General features: G+C 40.2%; 11 protein-coding genes. 8 read left to right on the forward strand and 3 right to left on the reverse strand.

What is annotated here, in order from left to right; genetic code table 11:
- Positions 1 to 326: 326 nt before the first annotated feature.
- The 7 genes from ACH784_RS13655 (at position 327) to ACH784_RS13685 (ending at position 7,663) form a co-directional block, all read left to right on the forward strand.
- Positions 327 to 1,472, forward strand: coding sequence for an alpha-hydroxy acid oxidase (locus tag ACH784_RS13655; protein ID WP_404391069.1), 1,146 nt, complete (start codon positions 327 to 329; stop codon positions 1,470 to 1,472).
- Positions 1,473 to 1,690: 218 nt separating this feature from the next.
- Entirely contained in the window at positions 1,691 to 2,653 is a 963-nt protein-coding gene (locus ACH784_RS13660; protein ID WP_404391071.1) for a collagenase, read from the forward strand.
- Positions 2,654 to 2,909: 256 nt separating this feature from the next.
- Positions 2,910 to 4,217, forward strand: coding sequence for a hypothetical protein (locus ACH784_RS13665; protein WP_404391073.1), 1,308 nt, complete (start codon positions 2,910 to 2,912; stop codon positions 4,215 to 4,217).
- Positions 4,218 to 4,309: 92 nt separating this feature from the next.
- Positions 4,310 to 5,647 carry an NAD(P)/FAD-dependent oxidoreductase gene (locus tag ACH784_RS13670; RefSeq protein WP_404391075.1) on the forward strand — a complete coding sequence of 446 codons (1,338 nt, stop codon included), beginning with the start codon at positions 4,310 to 4,312 and terminating at the stop codon, positions 5,645 to 5,647.
- 123 nt (positions 5,648 to 5,770) lie between these two features.
- Complete coding sequence (locus ACH784_RS13675; RefSeq protein WP_404391077.1) at positions 5,771 to 6,835, forward strand: YHYH protein; 1,065 nt, start codon at positions 5,771 to 5,773, stop codon at positions 6,833 to 6,835.
- A gap of 12 nt (positions 6,836 to 6,847) precedes the next feature.
- Positions 6,848 to 7,372 (forward strand): hypothetical protein, encoded by a 525-nt coding sequence (locus ACH784_RS13680; protein ID WP_404391079.1) that lies wholly within the window; start codon positions 6,848 to 6,850, stop codon positions 7,370 to 7,372.
- Between the two features lie 81 nt (positions 7,373 to 7,453).
- Positions 7,454 to 7,663 carry a hypothetical protein gene (locus ACH784_RS13685; RefSeq protein ID WP_404391081.1) on the forward strand — a complete coding sequence of 70 codons (210 nt, stop codon included), beginning with the start codon at positions 7,454 to 7,456 and terminating at the stop codon, positions 7,661 to 7,663.
- 80 nt (positions 7,664 to 7,743) lie between these two features.
- On the opposite strand, the gene ACH784_RS13690 is transcribed toward ACH784_RS13685, so the two are convergent.
- The 3 genes from ACH784_RS13690 to ACH784_RS13700 form a co-directional block, all read right to left on the reverse strand.
- A complete protein-coding gene (locus ACH784_RS13690) occupies positions 7,744 to 10,104 on the reverse strand; it encodes an EAL domain-containing protein (protein WP_404391083.1) in 2,361 nt (786 codons plus the stop codon).
- The gene (locus ACH784_RS13695; RefSeq protein WP_404391085.1) at positions 10,094 to 11,050 is read right to left on the reverse strand and encodes an ABC transporter substrate-binding protein; all 957 of its coding nucleotides are present in this window, start codon (positions 11,048 to 11,050) and stop codon (positions 10,094 to 10,096) included. The genes ACH784_RS13690 and ACH784_RS13695 overlap by 11 nt, the downstream gene beginning before the upstream one ends.
- A gap of 122 nt (positions 11,051 to 11,172) precedes the next feature.
- Positions 11,173 to 11,979, reverse strand: a complete 807-nt coding sequence (locus ACH784_RS13700) for an NPP1 family protein (protein ID WP_404391087.1) — start codon at positions 11,977 to 11,979, stop codon at positions 11,173 to 11,175.
- A gap of 271 nt (positions 11,980 to 12,250) precedes the next feature.
- On the opposite strand from ACH784_RS13700, the gene ACH784_RS13705 reads away from it, so the two are divergent.
- Positions 12,251 to 13,447 (forward strand): DUF3103 family protein, encoded by a 1,197-nt coding sequence (locus ACH784_RS13705; protein ID WP_404391089.1) that lies wholly within the window; start codon positions 12,251 to 12,253, stop codon positions 13,445 to 13,447.
- Positions 13,448 to 13,473: the final 26 nt, after the last annotated feature.

Raw genomic sequence — 13,473 nt, forward strand, 5'->3', positions numbered from 1 at the left:
ATGTGTTGTCGGGAGAAAATTTACGGGCAGCTAACCTTTCGATAAATGGACATAAAGCCAAAGACTTTTTCCAAAAAGTACAGAATGTAGAAATCTCCTGATGAGCTGATTTAGCAAGTCATTAACATTAAACCGAGTCTTTATCGGAGATTAAGCAAGCGTCGCGCGATCTATTCAGCTGTGTGTTAAACCATTTAACATGGTTAGGTTGCCAATTTGGCAAAAATGCTTTTCTATTATTGCTATTAACGCTTGGTGGTTTTCAGCCATACACTTCGCAAAACACAGCAGTGCTCATACTTCTGATAACACTTAGGACACCTGTTATGCGCCTTAATCAATGCTACAACTTTCAAGACTTTAGAAAACTGGCAAAGCAACGTTTGCCCGGCCCAATCTTTAACTACATCGATGGTGGCGCTGACGATGAGACTACTTATCGTCGCAATACAGAGGCGTTCGAAGGTTGTGATTTACTACCGAGCGTACTGACGGGAGTCGAAGATATTGATTTATCTGTTACTGTCATGGGCCAAAAGCTCGACATGCCAGTGTATTGCTCGCCTACCGCATTGCAAAGACTGTTTCATCATCAAGGTGAGCGCGCAACTGCGGGAGCCGCTGAAAAATACGGCACCATGTTTGGTGTGTCTTCACTTGGCACCGTCAGTTTAGAAGAGATTGCTCAGCAAACCTCGACGCCACAGGTATATCAATTCTATTTTCACAAAGACCGAGGGTTAAACCGTGCCATGATGGAGCGTGCTAAAGCGGCAGGAGTCGAAGTGATGATGCTAACTGTTGATTCAATCACAGGTGGCAACCGTGAACGCGATTTGCGCACTGGGTTTTCGATTCCGTTTCGTTTAACACTGGCAGGCTTGCTCCAGTTTGCTATTAAACCAATGTGGGGGCTGAACTACGTATTCCACGAGAAATTCAGTCTGCCGCAGCTTGACGCACACATAAACATGGGGAGCAGCACCAGCTCTATTGGTGACTACTTCACCAATATGCTCGACCCCACCATGAACTGGGATGACGTGGCCGAAATGGTGAAGTTTTGGGATGGCCAGTTTTGCCTGAAAGGCATTATGACCGTTGAAGATGCCAAACGCGCAGTTGATATTGGCTGTACGGGTATTGTGATCTCCAACCATGGCGGTCGTCAACTCGATGGCGCTCGCAGTTCATTCGATCAGTTAGCTGAAATCGTCGATGCCGTCGGCGATAAAATTGATGTGCTTTTCGACAGCGGCATTCAACGTGGCACCCATGTTTTAAAAGCGCTTTCACTAGGTGCAAAAGCCGTGGGCATTGGCCGTATGTATTTATACCCCCTTGCCGCTGCAGGTCAACCTGGTGTTGAGCGTGCACTTGGGCTTATGCAACAAGAGCTCATTAGAGATATGCGCCTAATGGGGTGTAAGTCCATCTCAGAGCTTTCTCGAGAAAATTTAAGATTTAGGTAGTTTCAAAAATTCATAACACGTTGTCATACTTGCATTATGAAACTCAAGCCAACCTTTTAGGTTGGCTTTTTTGTGCCTTTAAATAGACCTCGAAATAACGCTATTCATTTAGTGAATTAGTACAAAAAACTAAATAATCGACTTTCTTTGCTGTATTCAAAATCAAAATAAGTATAATGTATACAAAATTCATATTGAGCATTTGGATACTTGAAGCAATGAAAGCAAAAATAATAACCGCGGTTCTATCGCTTGCCGTGCTTGCTGGCTGTCAAACCACTGAGCAACCAGCCGATGTCGTAGATTACAGTAAAGTAAAGCTGGCATATGGCAATGTCGTTAAAGAAGGTGAAGTCTATATTCCAGCTTGGAAACGCAATGAAGCGAAGATCAACCAAGTGCTTGCAAATCAGCATTACTGCGCTGATAACTTGGTCTTACGCTTCCAAGCCATGTCGCAGCAAAATATCGAAGATTCTTGTAAATTACTGCTAGAAACAGAAAAGCGTTTTCACACTCTATTCAATACGCGTGGTAAGCCACTATTACACGACAACAATGATGTGTTGCGCGCCAATATTTACGCCAGCCGTGAAGACTACGTAAAGTATGTCACCGATCATTTTGACGTACCGTCTAACAATGGTGGCATGTACCTCGAAGGTTTACCACATTTAGAAGACAACAGTGCCGAGTATGTGGCCTATTTGAAAAAGGGCACCGTATGGAACTTAAACCATGAGTTTGTGCACTATTTAGATGGTCGTTTTAATACTTATGGTGATTACTGCGCGCCGCCTCATGATAATCACTATGGTCCAGAATATTGTCCAGAGCCCGCTGCTGAGCCGCCTTATTTAATTTGGTGGGGCGAAGGACTAGGTGAATATGTTGCCCATATGAACAATAACCCGCGTGCACTTGCGTTGGCTGGCAAAAAAACCTATCAATTGAGCGAATTGTTTTATAACAACAGCGCAAACTGGAATACCGACCGTATCTATCGCTGGGGCTACTTAGCAGTGCGCTACATGATGGAAAAACAACGCGATAAAGTCGAAGAGATGCTATTTCATGTGCGTCGCGGCGATTACCCGCGCTATCAAAAAATCGTAAAAAATTGGGGTACCAGCATGGACGCTGACTTTCATGCTTGGTTAGATACGGTCTCAACCAAATAAGCTAACGCAGTTACCTGCTTAAGCTTGGTTAACGCCTATTAACCCAAGTAACACTTTTGAGTGTTAATCCAATAAGGTGCAGTATGCCTAGGTCTATACTCTGCACCTTATTTTCCTAATCCACATCAGCCTCCACAACACCAAACCTTTTCATTCTTTGTTTACATTTCATCACATTCCAAACTCTCTACATTCTTTCACCAAACATCCGAAAGTGAGATAATTTATTCAATAAAAACAAGATAAAAGACAAATAATGAAAAAACATTTACTCACTCCTCTTGCAGCATTAACACTTACTTTAACGGCGTGTGGCGGCGGTTCATCTGGTACAAACACTCCTGAAAAAGGTCCTGGTACTGGTGGTGGCGTTACTGCACCACTACAAAAAATATCACTGGAGGCCTACACATATTCTTGCCAAACAGAAACTCCATATGCAACCGACATCGTTTTTCATGACGAAGCAGGTAAACCTGTAGGCACAGCCAAAACCAATGCTGAAGGCGTGTTTTCAGGTGAAGTACCAAAAGACACTAAACACGTTTCAGTATTAGGTGATGAAGTTGATGCTGATGATGGTACTTATAAAAAAATACATACACTTTTAGATACAGAGAACAGAACGAATTTGGGTAAGTTTACTTTTTATCGTGACCAAAGTGATTGTGGTTGTGATACTTATACCCTAGATACCTCAGAACTGTCTTTCTTACAGTCTGGATATTCTTTGTATAATGGCTATACAACAACGGTCAGTGACTCGATCCAAGTATGCTCACAAGAAGAAACCTACTTTTCTGTCGTTGCCGGAGATAAAAGTGAAGCAAAAGCAACTATTATCAAGGTACCAAACGATTCGAATGTCATAAAGCTAACAGACGAAGACTTTTCACATCAGGGAGTTGAAGTTACTCATCAGATCAGTTCGAACGCAAATTTTATAACAACTGTCGGTTACTTTGAGAAAACTCATAGCTATAGATTCTGGCAATACACTTTTGCGAATGACTTAAGCCCTCTATATGTTTTCCCTTCACTTACAGATCACAGCTTTTATCGCCAATCATTTGGTGATTCTAACAATGTTGGAGACGTAAATGTTAGGATTAATACGCATGCTAGAAGTAGAGTTAACAGTGATGGTTCATATGTTTTAAATGAATTACCGACCCCCCCGACAAGTCTGAGTGAAGACTTAATCGCATTCGCAACCGCAAGTGATTTAAGCTATGACTTCAGCTCAGCTGATAGCAGACTGACAAGTGTATATATCGACTTCAGTTTTTTAGTGGATGATGCTGCCGAAACGCGTTTTGATATGAGTATTCAAGGTTATATTCAAGGTCAAGTGCCAGATCTATCGTTTGGCGATGTTTTCCCAGAACCAGTTGGAAATGCCACACTTGAACAGTTGGATATCTTTTTATATGGTTATGCAGGCAACCCAACAGACAAGAAGAGTGTAGATGGGTTAATTGAAGAAATAGCACAAGGTAAGCACCTCACAAAAGAAAAGTTTAGCAATTATTTGTACATTAATTTAAGCGCTTCTTTAAACTAAAAAATTACAAAGGCCACATTCGTGGCCTTTTACTTCTCCCCTTTCAAGTAATACACTGCTCAGTGCTTTTATTCTTCAAATAACAATAAATCATGAGCAAATATTACGACCCTATTAGTGCGCAGCACTGCCAAAACCAAGCCTTTGCACCTAGCTATTGGGCCAGTACCCAAGCATTGCCTGACTTACAGCCAGCTATCACGTCTGACACAAATTGCGATGTCGTCATCATTGGCGGCGGTTTTAGTGGTTTGCTCACTGCCTATTATTTAGCAACTGAGCATCAGCAAGAATGTATTGTGCTTGAAGCAAATCAAGTCGGTTTTGGTGCCAGTGCGCGAAATGCAGGGTTTGTGCTGAAAGGCTCTGGACGTTTGAGCTACCCGCAAATGGCAAATAAATGGGGCATGGATGTTTGCCAAGGGATTTATGGTGAATTTACAGAAGCGGTGCAACGGGTAGAAGATCTGATTAAAAGCCAACAGATCGAGTGTGACCCGCAACCAAAAGGCTACCTAAAAATAGCACATAACCAGCAAGCCTTTGCAGGCCTTAAAGCGCAAGCAGAGTTCTTACAAACACACCTTTCAAGTGATGCTGAATTTTTATCTACAGATGAATTAAAAGCGAACTATATGCACAACCAACAAGCCTATGGTGCGATGCATTTACCCGATGGCTTTGGTATTCATCCACTTAAGCTTGTGTTGGGTTATAAAAAAATGGCCATGGAGGCTGGCGTAAAAATATTTGAGCACACACTTGCAAGCGATATTAACGACGCTGGTAATCATGTGACCCTAAAAGCCAACGGCTTTAATATCAAGGCCAATAAGTTGGTGATTTCAGGAAACGCCTATAACAGTAAGATGACTTCGCCACTTATTAATAACCGCTATCTACCTATCCTCAGTAGCATAATGGTGACAAAACCGCTCACCCAAGCGCAACTGCAAAGCTCTGGGCTAAAAACCCACCAAGTGACGATGGATACGCGCACCTTAAAATACTATTACCGTTTATTGCCTGATAATCGCTTGTTATTTGGCGGCCGTGGTGCAATTTTTGCCAAAGATCAAAATAAGCCAACCTATTTAAATAATCTAAAGAAAGGCTTGGCTGATTGCTTCCCGACTCTAAGCAACATCAGTCATGACTATTATTGGCATGGTTATATTGCGGCTGCGCTCGACGATATGCCTCACGTCACTGTGCAAGGCAATATTGGCTATACCTTAGGATATTGTGGTGCTGGCGTCTCTTTTAGTGCGCAGGCCGCGTATAGACTGGCGCAACAAATCGCGGGAGTCACAGTGCCAAACTTGCCTTTGTATCGAACACCACTGCCTTATTTACCCTTTCCAAGCCTCAGACGCTTTGGGCAATGGGGATATTATCAATACGCTCAATTAAAAGATAAGCTTGGTTAGCATATAAATTCTTGTGTCAGTCTATGGCTTTGCAAAAGGCTGACACTTTGTGCACATTTACTGCACAATTAAAACCTACAGTTAATTCATAATCCAATTGAAGCTTTACCTATAGGAGTGATTATGATGAAACTTATAAACCTCATTACACCGACATATCTCGCTCTATTCGCGGCTACTTTCACACTCTTTGGTTGCGGTAGTTCTGATAACAATAATAATGAAATCATAGCTGATACCTCATCAGCTAGTGACGACACAAGTAATAACTCTACTCAAGGTGACTCTAATAGCTCTACAGGCTCTGACAACAGTACTTCTTCCAATAACGACACAAACAATGGAACTGCGTCTATAACCGGTTATACCGACGGCGTGCTATGTGATTATTATTACAATGAATACAATGGTTCAGCTTCTGTCCAAGCCACCAGCAACGCTCAGTGGTCATGTGATGGCAGTAATCGAACCTTAACGGCCAATGGCCTACCGGATCATGCTACCGGGCAATTCCCCAATGCCAATAATCCCAATGAAATCAGCGAGCAAAACGTCTCAATCGCTTACACACTTTCACCTCAAGAAAGCACATCGGCCAATACTTTAGGTGGCCCTCGTGGTGCTACCGGATATGTTTTAAATGGCGTCAAGATTGACGCTAATACCGCTGGCACCTGTGATGATTCTGGTAATAACTGTAGCCTAATTGGCAATGAAGGGAGTTGGCATATTGAAGCGCTGGGACAAACCAGTTTTAACTTCGGCACCGACGACAATAACGCCCATGTGCAACCTGGTGGAGCCTATCACTATCATGGTATGCCGGAAGGATTTATAGCGCTCAGAGGTGGCAATAATTCAACTATGACTTTAATTGGCTGGGCGGCTGACGGCTTTCCTATTTACGCAAGATATGGCTTTAGCGAAGCTGAAAATGCAAGTTCGCCAATAAAAGTAATCACAGGCAGCTATAAGTTGATTGAAAATATCAGCACCAGCCGCCCATCTGTTGAAGTATATCCACTGGGCACCTTTGCCGAAGATTGGGAATATGTAGCTGGATCTGGAGACCTAGACGAATGTAATGGCCGCTTTGGTGTAACGCCTGAATTCCCTGAAGGTATTTATCATTACTACGCCACAGATTCCTACCCGTATTTTCAGCGCTGCGTAAAAGGCGAGTTATAAAAGAGGCTAAATATGACGATGAAACTCAAATTGTGCTCTGCACTCATTGGAATTTTACTGAGCGTTTTTAGCCATAACACTCAAGCTCATTTGATGGCACCTAACAAAGGCACGTTAAATTTCGATCAATCTGGTGGGTATTTAGTTTTGTCTTTACCTGTTTCAACTCTAATGGGATTTGATAAGGACAAAGATAAAATACTCACTATTCAGGAGATTAAATCTCAGCAAAAAGAGATGATTGAGTACGTTACAGAGTCTTTGTATTTAAAAAGTGAGGAGCAAACAACTTTCTTAAGTGGCACCATGTTAGCCCCTCAGAAAAATCATGATGTTAATAACAGTCAAATTGAGCATATTGTTATTATCGGTAAGTTTTTACTCCCTTTACGTGATGTTATGTCTATACATGTATCATTGCTTAACAGCTTAAAGCCTAATGAAAAGTTAACCATTACCATGACAGAAAAAGGTACAAACTCGAAACAAATATTTTCACTAAAGAGTACCTATACGACTTATGCACTCGGAGAGTAAAATTGAATTTATAACTTTTTGTTTACACTCTTCTACTTGAGTGCCATAGTAAACAGGCTTGATTCAAACAAGGAGATTAAGATGAAAATTAAGCTACAAAAGAAAACCATAAAACAGTTAAGCAAAGATGTAAAAACAATCGCGAACAACCAAACCCCTCACGTTGCAGGCGGTACAGCAACTCAAGGTGCTTGCTACTCGTTTGGTTGTGACACAGCTGTTTTCTTGGGTTGTCCAACTGGACAAAACTGTTATTCGGCAAGAAACGAAATCTGTATGCCTGATTACTAGGATATATTTATGTTTGAAGTATAAATTTAATTCAAATACTTCCAATATACCCTAATATTTAAGGAAGCATTTTGCTTCCTTTATTGATCATTCCTTCTATTCATCAAATCTTCAAAATCTTTTAACTTCATAGGTTTTGATAACAAATAGCCCTGAATTGCATCGCATTGCGCATTTTTTAAATAATCTAATTGCTCTTGTGTTTCCACACCTTCTGCAGTTGTAACCACCTTCAATGATTTCGCCAATGAAATAATGTTTTCTAGAATGGCCTGCCCTTTTACCGATTTCATGCCTAAACGAATAAAGCTTTGATCTATTTTTAAATGCTTAATAGGTAATGATAAGACGGTTTCTAAGTTAGCATGCCCAGTACCATAGTCATCAATGGCCACTGAAATCCCTGCTTTCTCAAGGCGCATCATATTAATGGCTGTTTTTTTATAATCTTTAATTAAGCCATATTCAGTTACTTCAACTTCCAGCATATGCGGCGGAATATCAAACTCCCCAACATGCTCAAAAATAACCGCTATGGTGTCTTGTTCAAATAAATGCCTAGCCGATAAATTTATTGAAATGGGTAAAACTTCTAGGTTCATATCTAACCACTGGCGAATTTGACTACAAACAGTTCTGATCACATATCTGTCGAGCAAAGGCATCATGCCTTTTTTTTCTGCCATCGTAATAAAGACACTAGGTGAGATCATTTCACCATCACAATTCCAACGGATCAAAGCTTCTGCTGCACAAGGCTTTAAAGTCTTTGTGTCAAACTTTGGTTGATAGTCAAAATATAACTGTTTACTTTCTATTGCTTTTTCTAATGCTTGTTTAAGCCATGCTTGGTATTTCAGCTCTTCTAAAAAGTCGATGTCTATTTTAACAACTGAGCCTACTCCTCTATTTTCTTGATCTCTTAACGCTAAATCACACTGCCCAAGAAGTTCACCTAAACTTTCACTGCTCAACAACTTTGCGGTGCAACGCACAAACTTCAATTTAACCGTAAAGTCATCAATCTCTATTTCTTTTTTATTGAGCTTATGAAATTGCTTACTCTCATCTTTTAAAGAACTTTGATGAAGCACAAGAAAACGACTTGAACGAACCCGAGCAGCAATCACCCCTTGTAAAGGTAATTGAGACAACGCTTGAGCAAATGAGCAAAGGTATTTATCACCTACTTTTGGGCCATATACATCATTAATATCTTGTAGGCCTTCTAATTCGATAACTGAAACTTGAAGTGGTAACTTAAGGGCTTTCAATTGGTGTATTACCCCATTCAGGTTTTGTAACCCAGTAAGGGCGTCAAAATAAGCCAGTTTCTTAATTGAGTTTTCATATCTGGCAACTTCACTAAAGTCGCGAATAAATGCAATATACCTCTGTTTTTCTTGAATTTTATATTGCGAAATAACAATTTCAACAGGAAATGCCTCACCACTTTTTTTAACTGCGGCAACATTACGAATGGTGTTTAATACCTGATCGACATGTTGCTTGCCTGAGTAATTCATCATGCTTTGACTATGTTTACGCTGATATTTAGTAGGTATAAGCACAATGACATTGCTACCTATCAACTCATCTTCTGAGTCATAACCAAACATCGAGACAGCCGTTTTATTTACATGCGTTATCTCACCATGTGCATTGGTTTCCACTATCGCATCTGTCACTAGCCCATTAACTAAATCAGAAAACTGAGCTTGCGCTTTCAAATAGCTTTGCAAATATTCATTTAAAGCAAATGAATCATTTAAAGTGCATTGCAACGGGAAAAAATCACTCTGCTTATTTTCGGTTAACCTAGATGAATGTGCACCATCATTAAATAATGTAATGGCTTTTTGAATTTCTGTTATGTCATGCTTTACTTCTTGTTTTTTTACTCTCAAATACAAGAAGAAGAAAAATGAAAACAACCCGATAAGCATAATCGACAGATAAAATACCTGTGCCTTGAGTTGCTGTAGTTTGTCGGTAATATCTCGTTGTAAATACAAATAGTGTGTTGGTGTATTTGAGCCCAACTGTAAAATGGGCTGCACAAGCCTCAGTTTATTGCCCGTTACATTGAGTGATTCTGCTGCAGTTATAAAATTAAAAATATTGGCATCGACTTCTAGAAGAGGACGCTCCTCATCAGCAATATGATTTGAAGCAACAACCACTTTGTCAGAAGTAACGAGTAACACCCTATCAACGTCAGTTAACTCACTTTTTAGAGTTAACCAATTCCTTGTTTGCTCTAAGTCATCATGACTAAAATTATAAGCCAATACCTCAGCACTAAAACTCAACCTTTCGTTAGTCTCTTGCGCAATACTATCTATCAGCTTTTCTTTAATAACCAACTGGTAAACAAGCAAAATGCATGTCATGACTGACAGTAAAATAAGCACTACAGATAAAACGAATCTATTTTTCATTTTTTACCAATTCTAAAATATTTGTCGAAACGAGATGCTCACAATCACATGCTTGAGTAATGATTTGTTCTTCTAATAAAACATCTGAATAACGCTTAATTAATTGCTGTTGCTGATCAGCTTGAGTGAGCCATTGCTCAACTCGCCCTAATTCAAAAAGCTTAATTTGGCTGTAAGAATCGAAAAATTGAGTCTCAGACAAATTTAAGCGATTATTTAAAGAGTGGTAGTAAGGTTTTATATTGCTGTTTATCGCGATTACGGTTCTGGCATGCGCTTTTAAGAATTGGCTTAAAGTGACTTGTTGCTGAGTACTAAAATTTGCGCGATTCACAATAAGTACATCAATAATTTCACCCGGTATTTGCGTACTGTCAAATAAGTTAGTGGCCCCGGACTCTAAAAGCTTACTTTTAACTGGATCAAACGTTAATACGGCATCGACCGTTCCCTGTTTTATTGCATCTAAATGCCTATTTACCTCAAGGTTTACTATCTGAAAATCATTTTTTTCAAGTTGTTTGTTTTCAAGAAATCGCCTTAAGAAATATGCCCCTAAGGCAGATGTTTCGACACCTATTTTTTTACCTTTAAGCGCCTCAATGGTTTCTGAGTTCATGGATATAAGCGCGTCTGCACCATAGGACTCATCAATCACCCAAATCACTTGGATATCGTAACCCAACGCCTTTATTTTGACCGCTTCGTCTAGCGTCACTGCTGCAACATCAATCGAATTATTAATAATGCCATTCAAGACCTGAGAGGCATTTCGGTATTCAATAAATTTAATTTTATTTAAAAACTCAGAGGACTTCTTTTGAGTTACATATAGAGGCTCATAGCCTGGCCAAGTATTTGTGCCTATTCTTAATGGAGCTTGTGTGTGCTCTGTACAACTTATTAAAAGTAAGCAAATAGTGATAAGTAAGACTCTGAAATACATAGATTCATGCTAAAACTAAATAGATGTATTTAAGTGTAGATGCTAATTTTAAAAAGTGATGAGAATCTTATGAACCGATTAGTATTTTGAGCGAGAAGGCGGACCTCCTCGCGGTCAGTTTTTTACTGTGAATTTAAAGCATCTTGCTCGGTAAACTCAGGATAACCTGCTGGCTTAAAACGGTTTATGTTATAAACAAAACGACTGTCTTTAACCGGTAAAGTTGCTGAGCCATAATCATACTGATTCAGCTTGTCACGTAAACCTTGGTTATCAATACCGTCACCTTGCATTTCGTACCAACTAATAATTGGGGGGGTGACAAAACGATTATATGCGCTTTCTGCCATTTCATTCGTTTTGGCAAAGCGAAGAGCATGAGTCAGAATGCCATCTTTATGATAAACAATTTTTAAATGGCCATTTTCCATCGGTAGGTCTGAGGCCGGTTTTGTGAATAAGTCACCATGGGCGCTGTAACTACCATGCGTGACTAAACCATCTTTGGTCCACACTGCCGCATATTCCCAGTCGTGGCGATGACCACCGCCAAAATAAGCAAACACCTGATCTTTCTTGAAATATAATGCATAAAAGTGCGCGCAATATTGTCCATGACTGGTCTCTTTACATGCATAGCGGTGCACCGTATTAGAAGTATTTAAAAACCAGCTATCTCGACAATTACCACCTAAACTTCCTGATGTTTTAAGCCCTGAATTTTGCATCCCTGTTCTGCTTATGCCTGCACTCGGCAAGCATCCGTCGCCGTCAAAATCAAATACGGGTTCGGTCCCGTTAATGATATAAGTCGCAGGCAGAGCTTGATCAAGCGCGGTGAAGTCATTTGCATATATACAAGCCGAGCTGGCCATACATGATAATGAAATTAACCATGAGAGGGTCGAAGGTTTGCTATGGGTTGTCATAATGATTTTCCTTAAAGTGAATTTTAGTAACAAAAAATAAACTATTTTCATTACATTTAAATTTTTTAAACTCTGTCTTCAAAAAACATAAGTTGCTTTATTTAATGCTCATCAGAGCAAAAAGCATACTTTATCCATATAACTAAAAACCCACAATGTAAAAATATTGTTATAAATAAATTGACGATATAAAGCAGTTACTCTATTTTATCCCTAACACCTAGTCTGGTGTTGTGAAAAACATAAACACGGATTATTTCAAGGAAATCTTATGAATCACTTAATTAAAACCGCGCTTATGGGCTCAATGCTTGTAAGTTCATCAAGTTTTGCTGCAGAGCACATTGCATTGTCGAGCAAACTTAACACTCATCCAGCGCTTGACGCAGTTGATCAATTTAACCATAACGCGATGCAAGTCACTGACATTAAGCGCGTACTGGCAAACCATGTTGCTAAGGATTTAGCGACACAAGAAAAAAGCTGGTTACACCAACTTAGCAACACCCATATCGCCAAACTTAGCGCGCTGAGTTTAACGCAAAATAATCAACAATTGATGCAACAAGCCAATGCACGTACCCGCTCGTTAAAAGGCTTAGAGCAAGCTAACGCTAACTTATATCAACTTAGACTCGCTTCAAAAGATATGCTTATGCAATGGCAGAATGGTCAGCAACCGCTTATTGCCTTCGCACCAAAAGGCGATGACAAAGACTGGCTATATGTCGAGGCATTTGATGCACAAGGTAATTTACACTTACTCGATGCGCGTATTTTACCCTCACAACCAGTACTGATTTTAGAGCTCGACAGCCAGCAAGTTAAAAAAGAAGGCCTTGCTGTTATGCAGTCTATTTTTGAGCAGGCTCGAAGCCAATCTCCTTCTGTGATGCTGCAACAACAAAGCGTTCAGGATACTGCCATTTCAACCTCTAAGCTTGATAGAATTCGTTTGAATGATGACGAAGAGCCTTGGGTATCGGGCAAAGCCGAAGTTTATGCTGTTGTGACAGGCGTGAGCCCATCTCGTGATGAGCCCGTGTTAGATATTGTCGATATGCCATACCTTGATCATGATGGTACTGACTATACGCCAAACCAGATCCTCATTCATTGGGAGCGCTATCGCTGGCAGGCAGCCGATGTATTACTAATGGAGCAAGATGACAATACTAACTACCAAGAGTTAGCGACCACATTTCTAGACATTGTCACGCAAGTAATGCGCGCTATTCCTGATCCAAATGTACAAGGCTATGCGATTATTCCACAATTAACCAACCAGTTAATTAAAGCCATGCCAAGCCATTGGTTTAGTAACGATGATGATTACCTAGATGTGTTCTATACCTTATTTGAAGGGCAAAAATACACCAATCACATGGGTGCGAGCAACAATGCAAAAATTACGCTGTCGCCACTCACTATTAACCCTAGAAGTGTTGAGCCAAACACAGATAGATAAGTTTCCCCTGTAATACCAAAACGCGT

The organism is Pseudoalteromonas phenolica, assembly GCF_044788725.1.
Lineage (GTDB): Bacteria > Pseudomonadota > Gammaproteobacteria > Enterobacterales > Alteromonadaceae > Pseudoalteromonas > Pseudoalteromonas phenolica_C.